The sequence below is a fragment of the Acinetobacter sichuanensis genome (assembly GCF_003024515.2).
Lineage (GTDB): Bacteria > Pseudomonadota > Gammaproteobacteria > Pseudomonadales > Moraxellaceae > Acinetobacter > Acinetobacter sichuanensis.
On record NZ_PYIX02000005.1, the window covers coordinates 144,630 to 170,095 of the forward strand.

The 25,466-nt window shown below is 36.7% G+C and carries 24 protein-coding genes, 5 tRNA genes and 1 pseudogene; 23 read left to right on the plus strand and 7 right to left on the minus strand.

Features of this window, described 5'->3' with window-relative positions; genetic code table 11:
- Nucleotides 1–21 precede the first annotated feature (21 nt).
- Complete coding sequence (gene pilB, locus C9E89_RS05415; protein WP_107007143.1) at nucleotides 22–1,737, minus strand: type IV-A pilus assembly ATPase PilB; 1,716 nt, start codon at nucleotides 1,735–1,737, stop codon at nucleotides 22–24.
- 437 nt (nucleotides 1,738–2,174) lie between these two features.
- Between pilB and tpiA the strand changes: the two genes are divergently transcribed.
- From tpiA to C9E89_RS05500, 17 genes are all read left to right on the plus strand, one after another.
- A complete protein-coding gene (tpiA, locus tag C9E89_RS05420) occupies nucleotides 2,175–2,966 on the plus strand; it encodes a triose-phosphate isomerase (protein ID WP_107007142.1) in 792 nt (263 codons plus the stop codon).
- A 12-nt stretch (nucleotides 2,967–2,978) separates the two neighbouring features.
- Nucleotides 2,979–3,311 carry a preprotein translocase subunit SecG gene (secG, locus tag C9E89_RS05425; protein ID WP_107007141.1) on the plus strand — a complete coding sequence of 111 codons (333 nt, stop codon included), beginning with the start codon at nucleotides 2,979–2,981 and terminating at the stop codon, nucleotides 3,309–3,311.
- A 62-nt stretch (nucleotides 3,312–3,373) separates the two neighbouring features.
- Nucleotides 3,374–3,458 (plus strand) — tRNA-Leu (locus C9E89_RS05430).
- 50 nt (nucleotides 3,459–3,508) lie between these two features.
- Nucleotides 3,509–3,585 (plus strand) — tRNA-Met (locus C9E89_RS05435).
- Nucleotides 3,586–3,660: 75 nt separating this feature from the next.
- Nucleotides 3,661–3,737, plus strand: a tRNA-Met gene (locus C9E89_RS05440).
- A gap of 75 nt (nucleotides 3,738–3,812) precedes the next feature.
- Nucleotides 3,813–3,889 (plus strand) — tRNA-Met (locus C9E89_RS05445).
- A 90-nt stretch (nucleotides 3,890–3,979) separates the two neighbouring features.
- Nucleotides 3,980–4,056, plus strand: a tRNA-Met gene (locus C9E89_RS05450).
- Nucleotides 4,057–4,280: 224 nt separating this feature from the next.
- Entirely contained in the window at nucleotides 4,281–4,805 is a 525-nt protein-coding gene (gene rimP / locus C9E89_RS05455; protein ID WP_107007140.1) for a ribosome maturation factor RimP, read from the plus strand.
- A 40-nt stretch (nucleotides 4,806–4,845) separates the two neighbouring features.
- Nucleotides 4,846–6,330 carry a transcription termination factor NusA gene (gene nusA / locus C9E89_RS05460; protein WP_107007139.1) on the plus strand — a complete coding sequence of 495 codons (1,485 nt, stop codon included), beginning with the start codon at nucleotides 4,846–4,848 and terminating at the stop codon, nucleotides 6,328–6,330.
- A gap of 10 nt (nucleotides 6,331–6,340) precedes the next feature.
- Complete coding sequence (gene infB / locus C9E89_RS05465; protein WP_107007138.1) at nucleotides 6,341–9,040, plus strand: translation initiation factor IF-2; 2,700 nt, start codon at nucleotides 6,341–6,343, stop codon at nucleotides 9,038–9,040.
- The gene (locus C9E89_RS05470) at nucleotides 9,040–9,447 is read left to right on the plus strand and encodes a ribosome-binding factor A (RefSeq protein ID WP_107007137.1); all 408 of its coding nucleotides are present in this window, start codon (nucleotides 9,040–9,042) and stop codon (nucleotides 9,445–9,447) included. Before infB ends, C9E89_RS05470 begins: the two co-directional genes overlap by 1 nt.
- Nucleotides 9,448–9,916: 469 nt before the next feature.
- Nucleotides 9,917–10,507, plus strand: a complete 591-nt coding sequence (locus C9E89_RS05475; RefSeq protein ID WP_107007271.1) for a LemA family protein — start codon at nucleotides 9,917–9,919, stop codon at nucleotides 10,505–10,507.
- Nucleotides 10,508–10,537: 30 nt separating this feature from the next.
- A complete protein-coding gene (locus C9E89_RS05480; protein ID WP_378227136.1) occupies nucleotides 10,538–11,605 on the plus strand; it encodes a TPM domain-containing protein in 1,068 nt (355 codons plus the stop codon).
- Nucleotides 11,599–12,159 carry a TPM domain-containing protein gene (locus C9E89_RS05485; RefSeq protein ID WP_107007136.1) on the plus strand — a complete coding sequence of 187 codons (561 nt, stop codon included), beginning with the start codon at nucleotides 11,599–11,601 and terminating at the stop codon, nucleotides 12,157–12,159. Before C9E89_RS05480 ends, C9E89_RS05485 begins: the two co-directional genes overlap by 7 nt.
- A 191-nt stretch (nucleotides 12,160–12,350) precedes the next feature.
- Nucleotides 12,351–12,875, plus strand: coding sequence for a pilin (locus C9E89_RS05490; protein ID WP_107007135.1), 525 nt, complete (start codon nucleotides 12,351–12,353; stop codon nucleotides 12,873–12,875).
- A 72-nt stretch (nucleotides 12,876–12,947) separates the two neighbouring features.
- Nucleotides 12,948–13,691 carry a TfpX/TfpZ family type IV pilin accessory protein gene (gene tfpZ / locus C9E89_RS05495; protein ID WP_107007134.1) on the plus strand — a complete coding sequence of 248 codons (744 nt, stop codon included), beginning with the start codon at nucleotides 12,948–12,950 and terminating at the stop codon, nucleotides 13,689–13,691.
- 68 nt (nucleotides 13,692–13,759) lie between these two features.
- Nucleotides 13,760–15,400: a PglL family O-oligosaccharyltransferase gene (locus tag C9E89_RS05500; protein ID WP_107007133.1), complete on the plus strand. Its 1,641-nt coding sequence runs from the start codon at nucleotides 13,760–13,762 to the stop codon at nucleotides 15,398–15,400.
- A 51-nt stretch (nucleotides 15,401–15,451) separates the two neighbouring features.
- On the opposite strand, the gene bfr is transcribed toward C9E89_RS05500, so the two are convergent.
- From bfr to gmk, 6 genes are all read right to left on the minus strand, one after another.
- Nucleotides 15,452–15,916: a heteropolymeric bacterioferritin subunit Bfr gene (gene bfr, locus C9E89_RS05505; RefSeq protein ID WP_107007132.1), complete on the minus strand. Its 465-nt coding sequence runs from the start codon at nucleotides 15,914–15,916 to the stop codon at nucleotides 15,452–15,454.
- 294 nt (nucleotides 15,917–16,210) lie between these two features.
- Complete coding sequence (locus C9E89_RS05510; protein ID WP_107007131.1) at nucleotides 16,211–16,405, minus strand: bacterioferritin-associated ferredoxin; 195 nt, start codon at nucleotides 16,403–16,405, stop codon at nucleotides 16,211–16,213.
- A 171-nt stretch (nucleotides 16,406–16,576) separates the two neighbouring features.
- Nucleotides 16,577–16,960 carry a RidA family protein gene (locus C9E89_RS05515; RefSeq protein WP_107007130.1) on the minus strand — a complete coding sequence of 128 codons (384 nt, stop codon included), beginning with the start codon at nucleotides 16,958–16,960 and terminating at the stop codon, nucleotides 16,577–16,579.
- Between the two features lie 76 nt (nucleotides 16,961–17,036).
- Nucleotides 17,037–19,139 (minus strand): RelA/SpoT family protein, encoded by a 2,103-nt coding sequence (locus tag C9E89_RS05520; protein ID WP_107007129.1) that lies wholly within the window; start codon nucleotides 19,137–19,139, stop codon nucleotides 17,037–17,039.
- Nucleotides 19,140–19,339: 200 nt separating this feature from the next.
- Nucleotides 19,340–19,621 carry a DNA-directed RNA polymerase subunit omega gene (gene rpoZ, locus C9E89_RS05525; RefSeq protein WP_107007128.1) on the minus strand — a complete coding sequence of 94 codons (282 nt, stop codon included), beginning with the start codon at nucleotides 19,619–19,621 and terminating at the stop codon, nucleotides 19,340–19,342.
- A 72-nt stretch (nucleotides 19,622–19,693) separates the two neighbouring features.
- A complete protein-coding gene (gmk, locus tag C9E89_RS05530) occupies nucleotides 19,694–20,329 on the minus strand; it encodes a guanylate kinase (RefSeq protein ID WP_107007127.1) in 636 nt (211 codons plus the stop codon).
- 122 nt (nucleotides 20,330–20,451) lie between these two features.
- Between gmk and ispH the strand changes: the two genes are divergently transcribed.
- The 6 genes and pseudogenes from ispH to C9E89_RS05560 all read left to right on the plus strand — a co-directional run.
- On the plus strand, nucleotides 20,452–21,402 hold the full coding sequence (ispH, locus tag C9E89_RS05535) for a 4-hydroxy-3-methylbut-2-enyl diphosphate reductase (protein WP_107007126.1): 951 nt from the start codon (nucleotides 20,452–20,454) through the stop codon (nucleotides 21,400–21,402).
- A gap of 133 nt (nucleotides 21,403–21,535) precedes the next feature.
- Nucleotides 21,536–21,976, plus strand: coding sequence for a pilus assembly FimT family protein (locus C9E89_RS05540; protein ID WP_107007125.1), 441 nt, complete (start codon nucleotides 21,536–21,538; stop codon nucleotides 21,974–21,976).
- Nucleotides 21,976–22,515, plus strand: coding sequence for a type IV pilus modification protein PilV (gene pilV, locus C9E89_RS05545; protein WP_171405075.1), 540 nt, complete (start codon nucleotides 21,976–21,978; stop codon nucleotides 22,513–22,515). Before C9E89_RS05540 ends, pilV begins: the two co-directional genes overlap by 1 nt.
- The gene (locus tag C9E89_RS05550) at nucleotides 22,516–23,475 is read left to right on the plus strand and encodes a PilW family protein (RefSeq protein ID WP_107007123.1); all 960 of its coding nucleotides are present in this window, start codon (nucleotides 22,516–22,518) and stop codon (nucleotides 23,473–23,475) included.
- Entirely contained in the window at nucleotides 23,475–24,284 is an 810-nt protein-coding gene (locus C9E89_RS05555) for a PilX N-terminal domain-containing pilus assembly protein (protein WP_171405076.1), read from the plus strand. Before C9E89_RS05550 ends, C9E89_RS05555 begins: the two co-directional genes overlap by 1 nt.
- Nucleotides 24,285–24,337: 53 nt before the next feature.
- Nucleotides 24,338–25,466: pseudogene (locus C9E89_RS05560) on the plus strand (hypothetical protein); the annotation flags it as partial.

Here is a 25,466-nt window from a genome sequence, read left to right on the forward strand (position 1 = left end):
ATATTCCTTTTTTTAATTTGTTTATTCGCTAGTTACGCGATTGATTTCTTGTAGTGATGTTAAGCCATTCATGACTTTGATTAAGCCTGAACGTCGCAAATTATTAAACCCCAATCTGTTCGATGCTTCTGCAATTTCAAGTGCATTGCCATCTTCCATAATAATTTTTGAAATTTCAGGTGTAACTTTCATAACCTCATAGACACCGACTCGACCTTTATATCCTTCTCGACATTCAGGACAACCGACAGGCTGGAAGATTTGAAAATCTGGATTGGATAAATCTTGTTCAGTGAATCCCATTTCTAACAGGCTATTTTTGGGAATTTCTACAGTTGTTTTACAATGTGAGCATAAGCGGCGAGCGAGTCGTTGCGCAATGACTAAATTGACTGATGTTGCAATGTTAAAAGAAGGCACGCCCATATTTCTTAAACGGGTTAATGTTTCAGGTGCGCTATTGGTATGTAATGTAGACATAACCATGTGACCTGTTTGTGCGGCTTTAATCGCAATTTCGGCTGTCTCTAGGTCTCGAATCTCCCCGACCATGATAATGTCAGGATCCTGACGTAAAAATGATTTGAGTGCGACAGAAAAAGAAAGTCCGACTTTAGGGTTCACGTTAACTTGGTTAATACCTTCTAAGTTAATCTCAACAGGGTCTTCGGCTGTAGAGATATTAGAATTTTCTGTATTTAAAATATTTAAACCCGTATATAGCGAAACTGTTTTACCCGAACCTGTGGGTCCTGTAATCAGTAACATGCCTTGAGGTTTATCTAAAGCCTCCATAAACAAAGCTTTTTGTTCTTCTTCGTATCCTAAAGCATCAATACCTAACATTGCACTGGAAGGGTCAAGAATACGCAGTACAAGCTTTTCACCAAAAAGGGTTGGAAGAGAGTTTACACGGAAATCAATGGCTTTGGTTTTAGACAGTTTGAGCTTAATACGACCATCTTGGGGAATACGTTTTTCAGAAATGTCCATTTGTGACATGACTTTTAAACGAGAAGCAAGTCGGGTTGCAAGTTGTAGTGGGGGATTTGTAATACTTCTTAATACACCATCGACACGATAGCGTACCCGATATGATTTTTCATATGGTTCAAAGTGTAAATCTGATGCACCCATACGAATAGCATCTACAAGAAGTTTATTGATGTATTTGACAATCGGTGCTTCTTCACCTGACTGATTATCATCTTGCTCTTCAGTGGTATTGACTTCATCTGTTGAAATAATATCAACGTCAATGTCATCACCACCAAAATCGAAATTTACTTGTTCAGTAAAATGCTTTTCTAAACAGTTAACTAACTTATTATGTTCAACAATAACAACTTCAATATTTAAGCGGCTATTTAAGCGAGCTGCATCTAATGCTTCAATATTGGTTGGGTCACTGATTGCAATGTATAAGACATTTCCACGTTGTACGAGCGGAACCATCAAATGTTTATGCAAAAGACTACTTTCAATCAAATCTTTTGAAAATTGAGTGGAATCAAAGCTATCTAAGTCAAATAATGGCTCAGCAAACTCTAAAGCAATTGTTTCTGCAATCATCAAAGGCTTTAAATTTGCGTGCTCAATGAGATAAGCCACGATATTGAGCTTATTTTTCTTAGCATTATCTAAGGCAGACTGCATTTGTTGTGCAGAAATTGCCCCATCATCTACTAAGCGACGAATAAACCCCGAAAACTTCGGTGAGCCTTGCTGTTGTACCATCCCCAATACACCTTTAATTTATTCATTTTATAATTTAAATACTTAGCATTAAAAAATACTGTCTATCTTAGACTTCTTTGCTTTGGTCTTTGTTGTCGATAGTTCAATATTTTTACATTTTAAATTGATTTATCTAGGTTTTTAGTATCCCCATACCAAAACCGTTGTATAAAAAATTTGAAATGTGATCTAAAGTATTTTGAATAATAATTATATTAACCAAAGATGCTCAGAAGCTAAAGCGCTTGATCTACTTTTTTGGTTGTAAAATGCAAATAAATCACCCAATTCAATGGTCACTGGTCGTTTTGTTACAAAAATGTCAGAATTATGCAAGATGAAAGCCAAAAAATTAAAACAAGCCAAGAAAGAAAAAAGCATAAATACTTAAAAATCCGTGTAGAATGTGGGCATTTTTCGAGAATAGGGTTAAGTGTATGTCGGGTTCGACGATTATTCCTTGGGTTGTCGGCAATTGGAAAATGAACCCAATGCAAGCGAATTCGCAGCAACTCATCCAAGACTTAAAGCAACAATTAAAGCAAAATCCTATTTCTGAACAGCAATGTCGTATAGGCATCGCCCCGATTTCTATTGCATTACTTTCTGTTCAGCAACAATTACTAGATGCTTCTTGTGAAATTTTAAGTGTTGCACAAGATCTTTCGCGTATAGCAGGTACAGGTGCATATACAGGTGAGGTCAGTGCTGAGTTACTTAAAGATAGTCATATTGACTATGTTTTAATTGGTCATTCTGAGCGCCGTGAAATTTTTGGTGACAATGTGAATGTCATTCAAGAAAAAGTAAAAAATGCACTCAATGCAGAAATGAAAATTATCTACTGTGTGGGTGAAAGCTTAGAACAACGTGAAGCTGGGCAAGCAGAGCAAGTCGTTTTACAACAAATTTGTGATATTGCAGCGCTTGTAAAAGCAGAACAATGGAACAATATTATTGTTGCTTATGAGCCGATTTGGGCGATTGGTACAGGTAAAACAGCCTCTCCTGAAGATGCTCAGACCATGCATGCGAAAATTCGTGAAGGTTTATCACAAATCACACCATTAGGTGCAGAGATTGCAATCTTATATGGTGGTAGTGTAAAACCTGAAAATGCAGCTGAGTTAGCAGCATGCGCAGATATTAATGGCGCACTTGTTGGTGGTGCCTCTTTGAATGCTGAGTCTTTCTATCAAATTGCTCAAGCATTTGCAAAATCAAAATAATAGGAGTTCAGCATGCATAATTTTGTGCTGGTGGTACATATCATTTTAGCCGTATTGATGATTGTACTGATTCTTGTACAACACGGTAAAGGTGCAGACGCTGGCGCTTCTTTTGGTGGTGGTGGCGCAGCAACTGTATTTGGTGCATCAGGTTCAGCAAACTTTTTGACACGTTTAACTGCAATTTTAACTGCCTTATTTTTTGTGACCAGTATTAGTTTGGCAGTATTTGCAAAAAAACAGACCACAGATGCTTATGGTTTGAAAACTGTACAAAGCACATCGCAGCCAGCAGCCCCTTTACAGCAGAATACGGGTGAAACTTCGCCAGCTGCACCAAAATAAATGTAAAATTTGCAATTAAACCTTTCAATTTGTGACACAAGCTACTAGAATGCGTCACAGCTGCGGTGGTGGTGGAATTGGTAGACACGCTACCTTGAGGTGGTAGTGCTTTCGGGCGTGGGGGTTCAAGTCCCCCCTTCCGCACCAAATTTATATCCAGAATCTATAAATTTGGTGTTTGCAGCAAAATCTGTTGATGCGGGATGGAGCAGTCTGGTAGCTCGTCGGGCTCATAACCCGAAGGTCGTTGGTTCAAATCCAGCTCCCGCTACCAATCAATTTTATTTTAGAAGCAAACTAAAATAAACAACTTAGAGAGTTAAGTTGAGATAAATATTTGCGATGTTGATGCGGGATGGAGCAGTCTGGTAGCTCGTCGGGCTCATAACCCGAAGGTCGTTGGTTCAAATCCAGCTCCCGCTACCAATCAACTTTATTTTAGAAGTAAACTAAAATAAACAGCTTAGAAAGTTAAGTTGAGATAAATATTTACGATGTTGATGCGGGATGGAGCAGTCTGGTAGCTCGTCGGGCTCATAACCCGAAGGTCGTTGGTTCAAATCCAGCTCCCGCTACCAATCTTAATCGAGATTGCAACTTGATTAAGGCGAAAAATGAATCTACTCTTGAAGTTTTTTTATTTTTTGTATATAATTTTGCAGCATTGATGCGGGATGGAGCAGTCTGGTAGCTCGTCGGGCTCATAACCCGAAGGTCGTTGGTTCAAATCCAGCTCCCGCTACCAAGTTTCTAAAGAGGGCTCACAGATAGGTGGGCCTTTTTGCACAGTGGACTTTTAGTTTTCTGTGTAATAATAGGGGCGAATTTCGCCCTTTTTTATTGGCTATCGTGTAGTGTCGATATGAGCCGTATAGGCAAAGTTAAAGTGTCATGTTTCACTACTACTATAGTGTGTATGGGTCTGTGGTGATCTATTAAGATCATAATCGCACAAAATGACGAGAGTAAATGAAGCTATCAAATAAAACTCAAGCACTTCAAGATTTAATTGTTCCTGCAGTGCAAGCTTGTGATGTAGAACTTTGGGGTATTGAATTTTTACCTCAAGGTAAGCGTTCTTTATTGCGTATTTATATCGATAAAGAAGTAGATAAAAATGCTGAGCCTATCATCAATGAAGATGGTGAGGTAGAGTCAGGTCAAGGCGTAGGCGTACAAGACTGTGTACGTGTGACTCAGCAAGTCGGTGCAATACTTGATGTGCATGACCCAATTTCGGGTGAGTATGCATTAGAAGTATCATCTCCAGGTTGGGATCGTCCTTTTTTTGAATTGAAACAAATGTCTCAATATGTTGGTCAACAAGTTGCACTTCGCTTAATCGCAGCCGTTGAAAACCGTCGTAAATTCCAAGCAAAACTTGTTGCTGTTGATCTTGAAAATGAAATGATTCAAGTTGAAGTTGAAAAACAACAAGTATTGGAAATTGACAGCAACAATATCGACAAAGCCAATTTAATCTATCAAGACTAAATTAATTTTAACGAATAAGAATTTGAATAGTAGGTGACTTATGGGCCGTGAAATTCTTACCGTTGCAGAGACGGTTAGTAATGAAAAAGGTGTTAGTCGTGAAGCAATCTTTGAAGCGCTTGAGCAAGCTCTTGTTGCAGCAACAAAGAAAAAATTCTACGAAGGCACAAATTCTGAAGAAGCACAGTTACGCGTAGAAATTGATCGTAAAACAGGTGAGTACAGTACTTTCCGTCAATGGGAAGTCGTTGCTGATGAAGATCATGAAATGCCTGCTTGCCAAGATGCAATCTCAGATGTAGATCCTGCAAAATGGTCAATCGGTGACATCCGTGAGCTTGAAGTACCTTCAATTGAGTTTGGACGTATTGCTGCACAAATTGCAAAACAAGTCATTGTGCAAAAAATCCGTGAAGCGGAACGTGCATTGATTGCTGAAGCTTATGAATCTAAAGTTGGTGAGCTGATCTATGGTGAAGTGAAAAAACAAACCAAAGATGGCTTTATTATTGACTTAGGTGATAATGCAGAAGCGTATTTAGCGCGCGAAGAAATGATTCATAAAGAAATTCTTCGTCCTAAACAACGTATGAATGCGATTTTATATAGCGTAAATAAAGAAGGTCGAGGTGCGCAATTATTATTGTCACGCGCTAAGCCTGAAATGTTGATCGCATTGATGAAAAAAGAAATTCCTGAAATTTCTGAAGAAATCATTGAAATTAAAGCAGCCGCGCGCCAACCTGGTGTTCGTGCTAAAATTGCAGTGAAAACGAACGATCATCGTATTGATCCTGTTGGTGCTTGTATTGGTATGCGTGGTACACGTATTCAAGCAGTACAATCAGAATTGAATGGCGAACGAATTGATGTTGTCGTGTGGTCTGATGATCCTGCTCAATATATTGCAAGTGCTTTAGAGCCAGCAGATGTATCGGGTATTGTGATTGATGAAGAAGAACGTACTGCTGATATTATTTTTGCTACTAGTGATCAATTAGCGCGAGCAATTGGTTCACAAGGTCAAAATGTTCGTTTAGCGTCTGAGCTTACAGGTTATAAGCTCAATATGATGCTTGAGGATGAATATCGTGCTCGTCAACAAAATGAAGCACAACAATATTTAGATATGTTTGTTACACGTCTTGATATTGAAGAAGATCTTGCAATGGCATTGGTTGAAATGGGCTTTACTTCTCTAGAAGAAATTGCTTATGTGCCAGTGGAAACATTTGACGAAATTGAGCTAGATGCTGAACTTGTTGAAATGTTACAAGGTCGTGCGAAAGAAGTAGCCTTAGCAGATGCTTTAAAGCAGCAAGAAAATATTCAAGAGCCAAGTCAAGAACTTCTAGAAATGGAAAGTATGACTTCTGAAATTGCATATGCTTTAGCGGCTCGTGGTGTTATTACAGTGGATGATTTAGCTGATCAAGCAACTGACGATATCGCAGATATTGAAGGTTTAAATGTTGAGAAAGCGGGTCAACTCATTATGAAAGCGCGTGAATCATGGTTTAACTAGGAGGTAATACATGACGGATAAGTCAATTAACGAGTTAGCGGTCAGTGTAGGACTTCCTGTAGAAAAGCTCCTTGATCAGGTGCGTGAAGCTGGATTACCACAAAAGAAAGCTGAAGATAAGATTACGACAGAACAGCAAGATACCCTTGTCAACCATTTGAAAAAATCTCATGGTCAAGATGTGGGTCAGGCAGGAAAAATCACGTTGAAACGTAAAACGACTAGTACCGCTAAAGTAGCAAGTACATCGGGTAAGGCAAAAACGATTAATGTAGAAGTGCGTAAGAAGCATACATTTACCAAGCCAGATCCAGAACAAATTAAAGCCGAAGCACTTGCGAAAGCAGAAGCTGAAGCAAAAGTACGCAATGAACAAAAAGCAAAAGTAGACGCTGCGCCAAAAGAGGCTGAAAGCTCTGCAAAAGCAAACTTGGAAAAAATGCGTGCTGCTGCAAAACAGCAAACAGCTGCAAAAGAAACACCAAAAGCTGCAGTAGTGGTGAAGCGTAAATCTACGAATAAACCAATTACTAAAGCAACTGTAAAAACAATTGAAACACCTGAACAGAAAAAAGCGCGTGAAGCTGAAGCTGCTAAATTAAAAGCAGTAGAGGAAAGTGCACGTCGTAAAGCTGCTGAGGATGCACAACAACGTACGCTTGAACAGATGCGTAAAATGGCATCTAAGTATTCAAATGAGGATACAACAGCAACGATTCGTGTTGTGGATGATTCACCATTAGCTGCTGGTCTAGTTGGTCAAGCATACGAAGACTCTTTTGCAAAAGAAGACCGTGAAATTAAACGTGGTACAAACACGAATAATCCACGTGGTCAAAAGAAAGGTGGTCGTCGTGGTCAAGAAGAGCAATCTTTCAGCCATAATCCACATAAACGTGGCTTAAAAACAAGCCAAGCAAATAAACATGGTTTTGAAAAACCTGTTAAAAAGCAAGTTTATGATGTTGAAATTGGTGAAACAATTGTTGTTGCTGACTTGGCTGCAAAAATGGCAGTTAAAGTGCGCGAAGTAATCAAATCACTCATGAAAATGGGTGAGTTAGTTACACAAAACCAAGCGATTGATCAAGAAATTGCAGCACTTGTTGTAGAAGAAATGGGGCACAACCCAGTATTAGTTTCTGATACTCAAGCTGAAGATAATTTACTTGAAGCAGCAGAAGAAGCACGTGGTGTTCAAACAACTCGTCCGCCTGTTGTTACTATTATGGGTCACGTTGACCATGGTAAAACATCATTACTTGACCGTATTCGTCGTGCGAAAGTTGCTCAAGGCGAGGCTGGTGGTATTACTCAGCACATTGGTGCTTACCATGTGAAAACTGAGAAAGGTATTATTACTTTCTTAGATACACCAGGACATGCAGCATTTACAGCGATGCGTTCACGCGGTGCAAAAGCAACAGACATCGTGGTATTGGTTGTTGCAGCAGATGATGGTGTAATGCCACAAACTGCCGAAGCAATTGATCATGCACGTGCAGCAGGAACTCCAATTATTGTTGCGATCAACAAAATGGATAAAGAGTCTGCTGATCCAGATCGCGTATTAAACGAATTAACAACCAAAGAAATCGTACCTGAAAAATGGGGTGGTGATGTACCAGTTGCATTGGTTTCAGCACACTCAGGTCAAGGTATTGATGAGCTTCTAGACCTTATTTCAATTCAAGCTGAATTGTTAGAATTGAAAGCATCTGAAGAAGGTGCAGCACAAGGTGTGGTAATTGAAGCACGTGTTGATAAAGGTCGTGGTGCAGTAACTTCTATTCTTGTACAAAATGGTACATTGAATGTTGGTGATTTAGTACTTGCTGGTGCGTCTTATGGTCGTGTCCGTGCAATGACAGACGAAAATGGTCAGCGTATCAAATCAGCAGGTCCTTCAATTCCAGTCGAAATTTTAGGTCTTCCTGAAGCGCCAATGGCGGGTGATGAAGTTCTTGTCGTAGATGATGAGAAGAAAGCACGTGAAGTTGCTGAAGCTCGTCTAGATCGTGAGCGTCAAAAACGTCTTGAGCGTCAATCTGCAATGCGTCTTGAAAACTTGATGGCATCAATGGGCAAAAAAGATGTGCCTATTGTTAATGTTGTCTTGAAAACAGATGTACGTGGTACTTTGGAAGCCTTGATTGTTGCACTTTCTGAATTGTCTACAGACGAAGTGAAAGTACGTGTAATTAGTTCAGGTGTTGGTGCGATTACTGAATCTGACGTAATCCTTGCTGAATCTTCAGAAGCAGTATTACTCGGCTTTAACGTTCGTGCTGATAATACAGCGCGTCAAAAAGCGGATGCTGATGGCATTGATATTCGTTACTACTCAATCATTTACCAATTGATTGATGATGTGAAAGCTGCAATGAGCGGTAAACTTGCACCAGAACATCGTGAAACGATCTTGGGTGTGGCTGAAGTTCGTGAAGTCTTCCACTCAAGTAAATTTGGTGCAGCAGCAGGTTGTATGGTACTTGAAGGCGTATTACATCGTAATAAACCAATTCGTGTATTACGTGAAGATGTTGTTGTTTTCCAAGGTGAACTCGAATCACTTCGTCGCTTCAAAGAAGTTGTTGAAGAAGTCCGTGCAGGTATGGAATGTGGTCTTGCAGTTAAAGGCTATAAAGATATCAAAGCAAAAGACAAAATCGAAGTTTATGATGTTCAATTGATTAAACGGAGTCTTTAATGGCGGGTAGTCAGCGTCTTAAACGTATGGCAGATACAGTTCAGCGTGAGTTGTCTGAACTGATTCGTCAGGAGCTGAAAGATCCACGCTTAGGTGGTATTGTAACCATCTCTGCGGTTAAGGTAAGCCCAGATTTAGGGTATGCCGAAGTTTATGTGACTGTAATGGGACGTGAATTAGGCGATGAGCAAAGTGAAGCTGCAAATAAAGAAACGTTAGAGGTGCTTAATAAAGCATCAGGTTTCTTGCGTCATGAGCTTGGTCATCGTATTAAAACGCGTGTAACACCGCGTTTACGTTTCCATTATGACAAAACCAATGCATATGGTAACTATATGTTTGGTCTTATTGCCGAAGCAGTGAAGGATTTACCTCCTACTGATGAAGCAAAAAAAGATGATGAATAAATGATGTTCAAGAAAGTCACCTTCGGGTGGCTTTTTCTTATAGACAACTTATAATTCCACAAAAATTGACGAACAATTAGAGAATGAAAATAAAAAACCTTTTCTTATTTTGTATCCAGTGACAGCACAAATTATGTTTAATCTGGGGAATATAGAAGTTGTACAAGTTAAACGTGATAGTGAAGTTCCTATTTTTATGTATTCTTCTGCAAAAAAAATTACAATTTAGTGATCAAGAATTTCTCGATAAACGCATTAATTATGTAAATAATTCAATCTGGTTTCAACTTCAACAATGGTGGTTTTCATTTAAAAAATTCATGAATATTTATATTTTAAATCATTAGATTGATGTGCTACTGCACGTAAATATGATGTGTTGTAAAGAAAATAAACAATTCTATTTTCAAAATATGTTTAGAATAAGTTTATATCAACAAATACAAATAAATACTTGAGGTTTTAAATGATGAATTCAATGAAAAAGGTCGCACTTGCATTGACATTAACCAGTACTTTAGCTTTTTCAGGCTGTGGTTATAACACACTACAAGCTAAAGACGAATCTGTAACAGCCGCATGGTCTGAGGTTGAAAACCAATACCAACGTCGTGCAGATTTAGTCCCTAACCTTGTAAATGTTGTAAAAGGTTATGCTAAGCACGAAGAACAAGTATTAACTGAGGTAACCCAAGCACGTGCTAATGTTGCTGGTCTAAAAGTTGATAAAGAAGTATTGGAAAATCCTGAACTGTTTAAAAAATATCAAGAAGCACAAGCACAAATGAGTAGTGCTTTATCACGTTTATTAATGGTACAAGAAAAATATCCAGATCTAAAAGCCAATGAGCAATTTAAAGATTTACAAGTACAGCTAGAAGGGACTGAAAATCGTATTAGTACAGCACGTACACGCTATGTAGAAACTGTACAAGATTACAATACGTATGTACGCCAATTCCCACAAGCGATGACTGCAAAAGTGATTGGAATGAAAACTAAGCCAAACTTTAGTGCAGAAGCAGGCGCTGCAAAAGCACCGACTGTCAATTTCAACTAAGTTAAATTGAACACTTTGTGAGGATGCTATATGCTTGAAATGAGTCAATGGATCGGTCGAAAAATGAAAACCGTCTTCATGTTAATGATTTGTACGTTAGTACTTACATTTCAATCATTTGCATGGGCTGAAACTGCTACAGCAACAGATTCGTTAGATGATGCTGTTGTTGTCGCCAAAGTGATTCAAAATAATACCAATGCACAAGATGATTCACCTGAAGTTATATCAACATCAAATCAGACAGCTTCTTCGGTAAAAAATGATTTGGCAGATGGGAAAATACGCCAATTACCCAGTTTAAATGAGCCTGTTATTGATCAGGCAAAAGTTTTGTCTGCAAATGAAAAACAAAATTTAGAAGCAAAAATTCGCAATATTTATAATCAAGGTAAAGCTCAAATTGGTGTGATTATTGTGCCAACGACAGGGGCTGAAGGCATTTTTGACTTTGCTATGCGTACTGCGGAGCAATGGAAATTAGGCTCAGCGAAACAAGATAATGGTTTATTGATCGCAGTTGCAGTCAATGATCGAAAAATTCATATTGCGACAGGTTATGGTTTAGAAGGTGTATTGCCTGACATTATGGTGAGCCGAATTATTCGTAATCAAATCACACCGTACTTTAAATCAGGGCAATATGGTCAAGGCATACAAGCTGGTGTGATGGAAATTGAGCGAATTCTAAATCTTGACCCTGAAATTGCCAAACAAGCTGCTGATGAGTTAAAAGCTCGTCAAGACCAAGCCATTCAAGAGCAAGAAGCTAAAGACCGTACAATGACAACCGCAATCATCATTCTTATTGTGGGTATCTTTACTTCATTTATTATTGGTAATCGTTTAAGTGCTTCTGTAGCGGGCGTGACTGCTTTTGCGGCGGGTTTAATCTACGGCTCTGGTATTTTAATGAGTTTGGTCTTAGGTTTTGGTATATTTTTCTTATTAATTACTTCTTTAGCACAACTGATTTTTCAAATGTTTCTTTCTGGTGGCGGGCGAGGAGGAAGTAGTGGTGGTGGTTTCGGTGGCGGTGGTGGATATAGTGGTGGTGGCGGTGGATTTGGCGGTGGAGGTGCTTCAGGCTCATGGTAACAAAAACAGATACAACAACAATTTTGACACAACCTAAATTACAGCAGCAAGTGACACCAAGCTTTTCACGCTGGTTAAAACATTTTTTTTATATGCCTGCATCAAAACGCTATTTTTCTAAACAAGATCAATTTGCGATTGCAGAAGCCGTGAAACAAGCAGAGCAAGGGCATATTGGAGAAATTCAAGTTGTTATTGAAGGGCATATTCCAAGCAATCAAGCTTATTATCAAAATACATACTTACGTGCTCAACAGTTATTTGCTGAACTAGGTGTTTGGGATACAGAAAAAAATAGTGGAGTTTTGCTTTATCTTAATTTATGTGAGCAAAAAGTTGAAATCGTGATAGATAGAGGTTTAAAAAAAGCCACAGAACAAAAGTTTTGGCAAGATGTATGTGACCAAATTGTTCTGGAATTAAAAAATAAACGCCATAGGCAAGCTGTTGTAAATGGTGTATTAAATATTGGTAAAATATTGAATTTGTATTATGAGCAAATAGGTTTAGATGAGTTTAATGAGCTACCAAACTCACCAATCATCTTAAACTAAAGTATTAAAGTGACGGAAAATGTCACTTTTTTACATAAAATAACTTAAAAAAACATAAGCTAATTTAGTTGTTGTAAAAAACAACAGATTCAATGAAAATAAAAAAGTGTTAAGCAGTTAGCGTTTTTTAACTTCCAAATAAAAACTTAACTGCACTAATTTATAAAAAATTAAAATATTGGAGAAATGTTATGAACGCTCAAAAGGGTTTTACTCTTATCGAGTTAATGATCGTTGTTGCGATTATCGGTATTCTTGCTGCAATTGCGATTCCTGCTTATCAAGATTATACAGTGCGTACACAGGTAAGTGAAGGATTATCACTTTCATCTGGATTAAAAACTGCAGTAGGTGATTTTTATTCTACTAAAGGTGTTTGGCCTGTTGATAATGCTGAGGCAGTATGTGGTGTTACTCCTGCCCCTGCTAACTGTACTGTAGGTGCTGCAGCGACAGATAATAGGGGCAATTATGTAAGTCAAGTTGCAGTTGATAATGGTAATATTGTTGTTAGTTATAGTAAAACAGCACCACAAAAAGCCAATGCTGACGTTGATGGTAAGTTCTTAACTCTAAGACCAGGTGTTGATAATGCTAAAAATATAACTTGGGTTTGTGGTACTGCTACAGCTCCTTCGAATTTGACAATGGCAACAGCACCGTCAAATGCAACAAATGTTGAAAGCCGTTATTTACCAGCTAGTTGCAAAATCTAATTAAATTATGTACTGTTCTTAAACAAAAGTCGCTTTATGCGACTTTTGTTTTATTTATGCTTTGAGGTAGTTATGTTATTAAAAGATAAAATAAAAGCATTTTTAGTACATTTAATTGTAAGTATTTTTATAGCATTAACTTGTTTAGCAATCATTTATTTTATCTGGTATCCAGAGCCTTTATATAAAGCAACTGGTATTACTAAAATATTTTTACTGATGGTTGGAATAGACATTATTTTAGGTCCTTTACTGACATTGATTATTTATAAAAAAGATAAAAAGAGTCTTAAATTTGACCTTGCAATAATTATCTTAATTCAAATATCTGCTTTAATATATGGAGTTTATAAAGTTTCAGAAGGTCGTCCAATATGGATTGTTTATAATATTGATCGATTTGATCTGATTCGTGTAAATGATATTGAAAATATCAACTCTTCTAACAAAGATTCAGACTATAATAAATTTAGCTTATTTGGGCCTCAGTATGTAAATGCCCAAATTCCGTTGGATGACATAAAGGCTAGAAATCAAATTTTATTTGATGAGTTAGAAAAAGGCGTTTCTCCATCTCAGAGAGTGGAATTATATAGACCGTTAGAAACAGCAAAGTTAAAAATGCAAGAAAAAGCTCAAGCTTTAGATGGTTTGAAGGCTTTTAATGAAGCTATTAAAGTTAAAAAAGTAATAGAGTTATACCCCCAAGCCGATGCTTGGCTACCTTTAAGAGCCAACGCAGTTGATATGGTGGTATTAATTAACAAGGAAAAAGGTGAAGTGGTTAAAATTGTTGACCTTCGTCCTTGGAAGTAGCAGAACACCTAAAGATTAATGAAAGACTGAGTGTATAATTCACTCAGTTTTTTTTTGCGCATTTTTCAATGAAAGCAATTTTACCTATACTCTCCGCATTTTTTTTAGCATTGGCATATCTCTTGCCATTTCATAAACTGCCATGGACAACTTTTGGTAGTGAAGTTTTGGCTTTTTTATCAGGCATTACATTGTTATGTATGTTTGTGAAAAAAGATTTAAAAATTCCAAAACCACAGCTTTTAGCACTTCCTATTCTCTTGATTCCAATAATTCAATATGGTTTTGGGCAGATTTTTTATTTTAGTAATGCTTTGTTATGTACAGCATATCTGTTGATGTTCTGGCTGATGGTTGTGGTGGGTTATAACTTATCATTAGAAAAAGTACATCGAGAAAAAACCTTTACAGCGATAAGTATTGTGATTTTGATTGTGGCTTTGCTTTCAAGCGTGATTGCGATTTTCCAATGGCTTGGGATAAATTCATACTTTGCACCATTCATGAATTTTTTAAAAGGAAATCGTCCTTATGCTAACTTTGCCCAACCCAATAACTTAGCGACTTTTTTAACAATGGGTGTTTTCGCCTGTTTATATTTTTATGAAAAACGCTTGATCTCGAATTTTGTTCTTGTACCTTCAAGCTTGGTTCTACTTTTTACAATTGCCTTGACTCAATCACGTACTTCTTGGGTCGTATGTATATTTGTTTTAATTTATTTAGCGATTAAACAATTTAATAAACCGAAAAGATTTAATTTTGTAAAATTATTAATGTGGGTTGGTATTTTTGTTGCTGCGATTGGTTATTTGCCTTATTTAAATCATTTAATGAATGAAATTTCAACACAAAGTGTTGTAGATACTGCAACTGTTGTGGAGCGAGCTTCTTCAGGTTATAAGCGCTTAGATATGTGGTCGCAAGCTTGGGTAGCCATTCAACAGCAGCCATGGTTTGGTTATGGTTGGAATCAAACAGGTATGGCACAAATTGCAGCTTTTGATTTAAGACCAAATTGGGAATGGTATAAGACTGCACATAATGTCATTTTGGATTTATTAATCTGGAATGGTATTCCAATTGGTGGGTTGATTGTTTTATATGTTGCAGGTTGGTTATATTGGTTAAATAAAGGCATTAAAGAACCTATTTCTTTAGTTGCAACTTTAATGGTTTGTGCAATTTTAATTCATGCATTTTTAGAATATCCAATTCATTATGCGTATTTTTTATTACCTATGGGACTCTTGCTTGGTATTATTCAGGCACAATATTCTTATTTACCAAGTAAAAATTTAAAACCAGCAGTTACATTGGGTTTAGTGCTGATCTGCATTGTTTTATGTGCGGTGGTGTATCGAGATTATCAGTTATATCGTCAACAAAGTGTGTTTGTAAATATCAAAAAACCATTAACAGCCACACAGCAAGACGTAATGAATCAACAGATTTGGTTATTATCACAATTTAAAGAACGTATTTGGTGGATTGGATTAAATCCATTTACTAAGTTGTCTGATGAGCAGTTACAGCATATTGATCGTATGGTGGCAAATTTAGCTTCTAAATATGATTTATTTAAATATGCTCAAGTTTTAGCTTTTAATGGCAAGCAGGCAGAAGCAGAACATCAGCTTTGGATCTTAGGTGAATTACACCTAGAGAAACATGCTTATCAGGATTTACTCCCTAAATCTGAGCAATAATAATAAGAAAATCCCTTTACATCGATAAAGGGATTTTTATTTAAGTCTTGGTTAGAGCTGGCTTTGAATATAATTTTCAATACCAACACTATCTGTTAAATCAATTTGTGTGGTTAACCAATCCCAATACTCTTCTTCTTTTTCTAAAATTTCTTGGGCAAGATCACGTGTTACATAATCTAGATGCTGTTCAGCAAGCGCAACGGTTTTTTGTAAAGCCTCAATATTTTCTTTCACTTTACGAACATCACAATTGAGAACTTCTAGCGTATGTTGACCAATATATAATTTACCTAAATGTTGTAAATTTGGTAAGCCTTCTAAAAATAAGATACGTTCAATGATTTTATCTGCATGTTTCATTTGGCGAATAGATTCTTTATATTCTGCTGAACCTAATTGCTCAATACCCCAATCATTAAACATACGTGAGTGTAAAAAATATTGATTAATTGCTGTTAAGTGATGATAAAGCACTTGGTTAAGTTGATTAATAACGTCACGATTGCCTTTCATGGTGAATGCTCCATTTAAAACGTGTGCCTTAAATTATTTCAAGGCAATCCATAATTTATATTAATCAAATTTATCAAAAGTTTCGAGGGCTTTATTGAACGGCAAATGAAAATCGCAATCAAAATCATGAGAAAAGATCATTTCATCTTAAGCAATATTTTTTGCTGAACAGCGATCTTTAAAAATAAGATTAGATCATTAGATAAAAGAAACCCGCCTTGAGTCGAAGCGGGAGAGGAAGATGATCTGTTAGGATCATAGAGTATTATTGTTATCTGGTGTGAGTTTAAGATGCTAAGCAGCAACAGAAAGACGTGCTGCAATTAAAGCCAGTTCTTCATTAATGATACTTTTTGCTTCAGGGGCACAACGTCCGCAACATGTACCCAAGTCGAGTAAGTCACGAATTTCACGATAGCTTTCAGCGCCATCAGCCATGGCATCTTTAATATCTTGATCTGTAATACCACGACACAAGCAAACGTACATGAGAATGAACCACAGTGTTAAATGCGATAATAGATATTATTGATAATTGTTATCGTTTGTCAATGAAATTCATTTAAATAGCTAAAAATTATTTATCGTATTTTTGGATAAAAAAACACCACCTGATCGGTGGTATTTTATAATTAAAATAAGTATTGAATAAATATAATGTTATTGGTTTATTACAACAATACCATCCATTTCAACTAAAGCCGATTTTGGTAAACTAGCAACACCTAAAGCTGCACGAGCAGGATAAGGTTGAGCAAAATATTCACCCATAATTTGGTTTACAAGTTGGAAGTGAGATAAATCGGTTAAGAAAATATTCAGTTTTACAATATCTGCTAGAGAACCACCCGCTGCTTCACATACAGCTTTTAAGTTATCAAAAACACGACGAATTTGAGCTTCAATGCCTTCGACCAATTCCATACTATACGGATCTAAACCAATTTGACCCGAAAGATATAGCGTATTTCCAACTAAAATTGCTTGAGAATAAGTACCAATTGCGGCTGGGGCATTTTCGGTATGAATCACTTGGCGGGACATCAATTTCTCCTATTTTTCAATTAGATTCATCATATCGGATGAATTGTATTCTCCAAAGACATATCGGTTTATCTGATTAACACGCTTTGGAAACAGGTGTTATTGCAATGGGCATAGCAAGACGTGTTACGCGAGGGAAACCAAAAAGCATGCGTAGCTCACGAATGATTTGTGCAATTTGTTTACGATCTTTCACCACAATGTTAACAAAAGTTTTGTCATCACGGCTTTGTACAGACTCAACACCTGTTTTTAATTTACGACATAAATAAATAAGTTCAGAAATCTGTTCATCACTGAGCACTAAATCAATACTTAAATATGCACTAAAGTTAATATCATCTTCAGTTTCTGAATTCCAATGCAAAGGCATAATATTTTCAGGATGCAAATGTTGTTCATGCAGTAAATTGTGACAACGTGCGCGATGCACAATTAAGCCACGACGTGAAATATGCCCTTGAATTGGGTCACCAAGAACAGGGTTACAACAATGTGCATATTTTACATCAACGCCTTCTGTGCCTTGAATCAAACGTTGTGACGCATTATTTTCATCTTGGTCTTGCGCAAATAAATGGTTAGCAACCAGTTGTGGCAGTAAATCACCAACAGCGATTTGTTCAAATAGTGCTTCTTTGGTGCTGACATGTCGCCATTGTAATAAATCAGCCCAATCAGACTCAGATAAATCTTTTACTGATAAATTAAATAATTTTAAAGCACGATTTAAGGCTTGTTGCCCAACTAAACGTTGTTCTTCAATATCTTGATCTTTTAAAATATTTTGAATCGCGCGGCGTGCTTTTTGTGTATTGATGAAGCTTAGCCAATCAGGATTTGGCGTTGCTAATACATCGGTAATTACTTCAATGACTTGACCACTTTGTAGGGGAGTGGAAAGTGGTTTGATTTCACCATTAATTTTAGCACCTACAGCATGATTACCTAAAAACAAGCTTGCAGAATAGGCAAAATCTACGGCTGTTGCTCCCTGAGGAAGTTCATGAAGTTGACCATGTGGTGTGTAGACCCAAATTTTCTCTTGATGTAAATAATCTAACAGATCATTAAAGGTCGTTTTAGCACAGTCACCATCCACTAAAATATTTAAATTTTTCATGGAGGCTTGAATTGCTGAGCGGCAGGCTTGAGGCGCATTTTCACCCAAGACTACGCCAAAGCGAGCAGCTTTACGCATTAACTCGGTTTGAATGGTTAAAGATAATGTGGTTTTTTCACCTTTAAGGCGAATCATTAAGGATTGATTTCCACCAGGCAGTGGATAACGAATGTGATCTTCATAATGCAGAACTTGGAAATTTTCACGTAAAGCTTCAACTAAACGGTCACAGTCAGCAATCGTTTTTAAAATAATTTCGAAGGCATGGCTATGGGTAAGTTCTTGTAAATCAATTTCATTTTTTACAAAGTGACGAAGTAATTCAATATTGTTATTTTTCTTTTTAATGCGACCTTCAATACTGTAAGTATGTAATAAGTCTGCAAGATTTTGTTCCCAAACAGTCTGATATTGACATCGTTCAGGTTTGGTTGATAGCAAAGATTCTTGCACATCATTATACATATCTAAATCAAGGTTTTGATAACACAGATGCTCAAGGTTATCTGCCATTTCATTCATACCGACTAAACGTGCCATAGGTACAAAAACATCAAAGGTTTCTTGAGCAATACGAGCACGTTTATCAGGGCGTAGAGAGCCCAAAGTTGTCATATTATGATAACGGTCAGCAAGCTTAATAATAATGACACGTGGGTCTTGTAGAGTCGCTTGTAGAATTTTTCGAAATGAAGCGGCTTTATTGTATTCTTTATCACTAGAATGGCTGAGTTTAGTCACTCCATCTACAAGCTCAGCCACAATACGACCAAATTTATCAGTGATATCGTCTTTACTAAAATCAGTATCCTCAATGACGTCATGCAATAAGGCAGCCATCAATGTTTCTGCATCCATTCGCATGTGCGCTAAGATACAGCTCACAGCAATAGGGTGCAAAATGTAGGGTTCACCACTTTTACGTGTTACGCCATCATGTGCAATATCTGCATAATCACATGCCGCAAGCACTTGCTCGACTTCGCTTGGTTTTAAGTAAGCGTCGATAATAATATTGAGCTGTCGCTTGGCTTGGCTGACCTCTTGGCCTGGCATAGAACACCTATTTTCCGAGTTACAAAATTAAAAAAGATTTCACTAATGCCCTAATGAAAAGCATATTGAATGAATTGTCAATTTTAAAATTAAAAAGTATCTATTTTTTTAACAAATATTTTGAATTTTGTCGATTGATTATCTAAATAAATTGCAATAAAAAAGCCTAGTAAATACTAGGCTTTTTAAGAAAGTTCAACTTATTGAAAAGAAAAACCGTCCAAATTTAAATTGTTTACTGAAAGCGCAAGGTCAAGACTTGAAGTTTGGTAATCTTGATCACGTTGTTTCAAGATATCTTTGGTTACATGACCGACTGCAATTTCACGTAGTGCAACAACAGTTGGTTTATCATTGTCCCACTCTACAGTTGGTTCAATGCCTTGACGTGCCAATTGACGCGCGCGTTTGCTTGCCACTAGTACAAGCTCAAAGCGGTTGTCTACATGGTCTAAACAATCTTCAACGGTTACGCGTGCCATAAGAGTTCTCGTATGAATGTAAATTTTTAAATAGACTGTGCAGTATAAAATGCTTTAACTTTATACTCAAGTTTAATCATCGCTTCCTTTGTCTTGAGGCGTAATTAATTTTTGAATTAAAAGTTGATGTCTGTTTGCTTGTTGGCTGAGTTTTAAGCGATTTGCATTAATCACAGATTCTAAGTCATGCAATGCTTTATTAAAATCATCATTAATAATGATATAGTCAAAATTGACATATTGTTGCATGTCTTCAACAGCACAACTTAAACGATGTTCAATCACTTCAACAGAATCTGTACCACGATTTGATAAGCGTTGGCGTAAATCAAACTGGGTAGGTGGTAAAATAAAGATTTGTTTAGATTCAGGGAAAAGTTTGCGAACTTGTTCAGCGCCTTGCCAATCAATTTCGAGTAAAACATCATGTCCTTTCGCTAATTGTTCTCTTACAGTACTTTGTGAAGTACCATAATAATTACCAAAAACCTCAGCAAATTCAATGAATCCACCTTGATTCACTTGTTCAAGAAAAATTTCTTTTGTGGTGAAATGATAGTGAACGCCTTCAAGTTCACCAACACGTTGACCACGTGTAGTATGAGAAACAGAAACATGTAAATTACTTACACGTTCTAGCAGGGCTTTAACGAGAGATGTTTTGCCTGTTCCTGATGCAGCAGAAACGACAAACAATAGACCCGACATGATATTTTTCCTGATATGATAAAATATCTTCTCTATTTTAGAGTAGAGTGCGAACAAACAAAATAGCTTTTATAGATTGTTTGTCATTTTCTAAATAAATTTAAGTGAGCCTTGAGGGTGTTATGAAAATTGTATTGGCTAATCCACGTGGTTTTTGTGCAGGCGTAGACCGTGCAATTGCAATCGTCAATCGCGCACTTGAGTGTTTTAATCCTCCCATTTATGTTCGTCATGAAGTGGTACATAATAAATTTGTAGTTGATGATTTACGTCAACGTGGTGCAATTTTTGTTGATGAGCTTGATGAAGTGCCTGATGATAATATTGTAATTTTTAGCGCGCATGGTGTTTCAAAACAAGTACAACAAGAAGCTGAACGTCGTGGCTTAAAAGTATTTGATGCTACTTGTCCTTTGGTTACTAAAGTTCATATTGAAGTGACCAAATATGCTCGTGAGGGCATCGAAGCCATTTTAATTGGACATGAAGGTCATCCAGAAGTTGAAGGTACAATGGGGCAATATGACACTAAAAATGGTGGTCAAATTTATTTAGTTGAAGATGAAGAAGATGTTGATTCTTTAAAAATTAATGATATTGAAAAGGTTGCTTTTGTCACACAAACAACGTTGTCCATTGATGATACAGCGAAAGTTATTGATGCTTTGCGTCAGAAGTTTCCAAAGATTCAGGGACCGCGTAAAGACGATATTTGTTATGCAACTCAAAATCGTCAAGATGCAGTGAGAGATTTAGCAACGCAATGTGACATTGTTCTTGTTGTAGGGTCACCAAACTCATCAAACTCTAATCGTTTACGTGAGTTAGCAGAACGTATGGGTAAACATGCGTATTTAGTTGACAATGCAGATGAATTACAAAAAGAATGGTTTACGGATGTTGAAAAAATTGGTGTAACCGCAGGGGCATCTGCACCAGAGATTCTAATTAAGCAAGTGATACAGCGTTTACAGGATTGGGGAGCAGAAGCACCACAAGAATTAGATGGACGTGAAGAAAATATAACTTTTAGCTTACCTAAAGAATTAAGAATACAAGTCACGCAAGCTTAAATATTTCTTAACATTTTATGCCGATAACTGTTAATCAGTTATCGGTTTTTTTATGCCTCTTATCTACTATGTATTGGTTTTGTATAAATTGTTAATAGAATATTAATAAATAGGTTTTGTTTTAGGAACCAAAATGAATAAAAAAAATAGGGGCTTCACACTGATTGAACTCATGGTGACGATTGCAGTTTTTGGAGTTATTGCCGCCATGGCAGCTCCGTCTTTTATCAATACCATTAACCAGCGACAACTAGATACTGCATTTAGGGAACTTTCTATCGCAATGATAAATGCAAGAAGTCAGGCAGTTAATATAAGACAAGAGGTGGAGTTAAACCTTAATTCTACTGCTGCGAATACAGAAACTGTGCTGAATTGGAGATCTAAGACAAGCAATGTCGTCCTAGAAAATGGGAGTGTAACGAATATTGTTTTTGAACCAATGGGAAACGTGAAAAGTTTTAATCAGACTACGATGGTTTTTTCTATTTGTCATTCAGATTTGGGGATTTCTAGGCGTTTACAACTGAGTCGTTTGGGAACGATTACTATACTTGCTGAGGGGACATGTTGATGAACTTACAAATACAAAAAGGGGCAGGGTTAATTGAAGTAATGGTCGCTTTATTTATTTTGGTTATTGCTGTTTTGGGTTTTGTCGCATTGCAAGTTAGAGCTATTGAAGCTTCTCAAGATTCAGTTTTTAAAACCCAAGCTGTACATTTCATGCAATCGTTATCAGAAAGTATTCGTGTAAACAATACAGCTAAAGCAAATTATGCAACTAATATAAATACTTATCTTTTGGCATCTTCAAAGCCAACAGCAACAATTAATTGTAATACTACAGTTTGTACGCCAGCACAGCTTGCAACTTTTGAATCTTATGCAATAGCTCGACAAGCGGCAATACAAGGTTTGAGTCTTGGTGTGGCAATTTGCCCAGGAATTTCTGCAAGTACACCTGTAGCAGATAAACGATTATGTATTTTTAGTGTTTGGAACAATACATCGCTGACTGGAACTGTAGCAAGCTTAAACGTAGCAAACTGTATGAGTAATACAGGTATATATGTTGCTTCTTCAAACTGTTTGATGATGGAGAGCTATTAAATGATAACTAAAAAACAAAAAGGTTTTACACTAATTGAGTTGATGATTGGTATTGCATTAGGTTTATTAATTGTAGCGGCTGGTTTAGCTATTTTTTTAAACAGTTTGAAAAACTCTCGCTTACAAGAAGGAGTTTCACAAGTTCAGGATGGGGGGATTTTTGGTTTAGATTATATAGCTAGTCAAGTGAGATTGGCTAATTATGGTAATGTTGAAAATCGCAGTTTAAATGACCAAACTCCAATGGGTGGAATTGTTCTGACAACAGGACTGCCAACTCAAACGAATATTAATTTAGCTATGGGAGATGCAAATGCTACGACTGCTTTTGCAAATACTATTGTAACGAGATCTAGTGGTTTAAGTAATGTAAATTTAGCCAGTGATCAGTTAACAATACAATTTATTGCACCAACAGATATGCAAAATTGCGTAGGCGAAAATGTTCAAAAAGGGGATCGAGTTGTACAAAGATATTTTTTACGTGCAGAAAATAATAAAACTAACCATGATACAAATATTACAAGCTTAGGTTTAGCATGTGTAGCAAATTCACCTTTAAATAATCCAAATTCAAATCCTAGGTTTTTAACACGATTTGCGCCGAATATTACTGGTGAAATTATTATTCCTAATGTTGATTATTTTGGTTTTTTATTAGGCGCACGTACAGGCAACAATTATCGTTATTATACAGTAGATGAATATACAGCAGCAGTGACTGCAGCAAGAAATGCAATTCCTGCTCAGGAAGTTCCTTCGATTGAAATGATTAAAATGGCTGTTTTAATTCGGTCACAAAATGAAGTTAGAACAGCACCTATTACATTATCTACATATGAAATTTTAGGAAGAACAGTCACTTTAAATACACCAGCTACAACAGGTGTAACGAATAAATTTGTACGCAATGTATATGTTACTACAATTGCTTTGCGTAATGCTTTGGGAGATAAATGATGAAAATTACCCAATCATTAGCACAACAAAAAGGTATGACACTTATTACAATTTTGATTATTTTACTTTTAGTCACAGGAATCGGTGCATTGGCAGTAAAGTATTCTGTAATGAATCTAAGAATAGCAAGTAATAGTCAAGTGCGTCAATTAATGACTCAGTCAGCAGATTTACCTTTATATATTATTCGTAATAAGTCACCTATAGAGTTACGACGTTTAGATAATGTCGTTGGTTTAGTCATTAATAATAATTTACCAGATCGAGAATATGTATTTTGTTATCGCCCTCAATCACAGAAAAATTTTGCACCTATCAATAATGTTGCAGAGATTTCACCTTATAGCACTACAGGAACAGCGATCACGAGTGATGTTATGCGCTTAATATCAGGTACTAATAATACTTTTTGTGATTTAAATGCTGATTTTGGAAGTGCACGAGCAGGTGTAGTAACTCAAGTAGCAGTGTCATTAATTACTGATAGTGCTGGTGATACAGAAAAAGGTGAATATTTACCTGAAGGGACAGATTCAAGTGGGGCAGCTCATTTAGGGGCAAAACTTACAGGGAGTCAACGTATAAGGGTTACTACAACCGCAATGTTACCTGCATATTCGACAGCCTCAATCAGCACGGTCCAAAGTGAATGTTTAAGTACATCAAAACCAAGATTAAATGACAATACTGAGCATCCAACATTAAGAACTTTAAAAGATTGTATATCAGATTATGGAATTCCTGTGGTCGCGCAAACGCAAGAATTTACATTAGCAAATACACTGATTGAAGAAGCTAAACCTGATTAAACCTAATTTTAATTCAACTTATTTTCTCAATAATCGTAAGATGGAGAATGAAAATGAAAAGAACATATTTAAGCCACTTATTAAAAGCGATGATGAGTAGTGGTATTTTATTTACAGCCCCGTCTTTACTGCAAGTACAAGCATCAGATTTACAGATTTACGCAGGTCCTGGTACAGCAGGGCAAAAAACATTAATTATGATGCTAGACCGTTCAGGAAGTATGGGGGTGATTCGAGATAATGCTGCAAACCATTCCATTGTTGCGGATTATCCAGACTTATTTACCTATCAAACTTGTAGTAGTGGTTTGGATGAGAATGGTAATTCTGTAAATCGAACCAAGTTTAGTACAGAAACAAAAACCGACCTAATTTTTCCTGATATCTCATATAAACGTATTTACTGTAAGAAGAATGGTAATCCAAAACTCTATTCTGATCGGATGACACGTTTAAAAGATGGGATGTTTGACTTATTAAATAGTACAGATCCCAAATTAGAAAAAGTCTATATTGGCTTGGGATATTACTCTGCGGAAGATGATGTATCAGGAGTAATTAAAGTTCCAGCAAAAGAACTAGGGGCTATTAACTCAAACCACCGTAAAGATTTGAAAAAAGCGATTGCTGCATTATCTGCAGGTTCGTCAACACCAACTTCACATGCTTATGCTGAAGCTGCTGCTTATTTATTAGGTACAACAACGACAAATCCAGTCTACAATTTTGTAAATAAGCCCTTAATTGAAGCTTGGTATTCAGCATCAAATAATTCTTATACTGCTTATAGATTGTGTGATAAAGCTGAAGGTGAAACATGTCTAAGTAGTTGGGGGGCATTTGTATATCAGCCAGTACCTGCAGGATATACTTATTTAAAAGCATATAGTGAGGGAGGATGGAATAAAAGACTTTATCAAAAAAATCAAGGCACTAGTGATATTATTAGCGCTGCCACTGATTCTGGTTTTGCAAAGTCTATCAGTACGAGTAAAAATGCTGGACAGACTGTTTACAATAGTCCTTTACCAACAACAGCTGCGACGTGTGATGGGCAGGGGGTATATATTTTATCTGATGGGCAGCCGAATAATACAAATGATGCTCGTTCAAATGCAATTATGGCAAAAGCATTAAATCAAACGTCTTTTTCATGTGATGTATCTAATGGTTTAACAAATA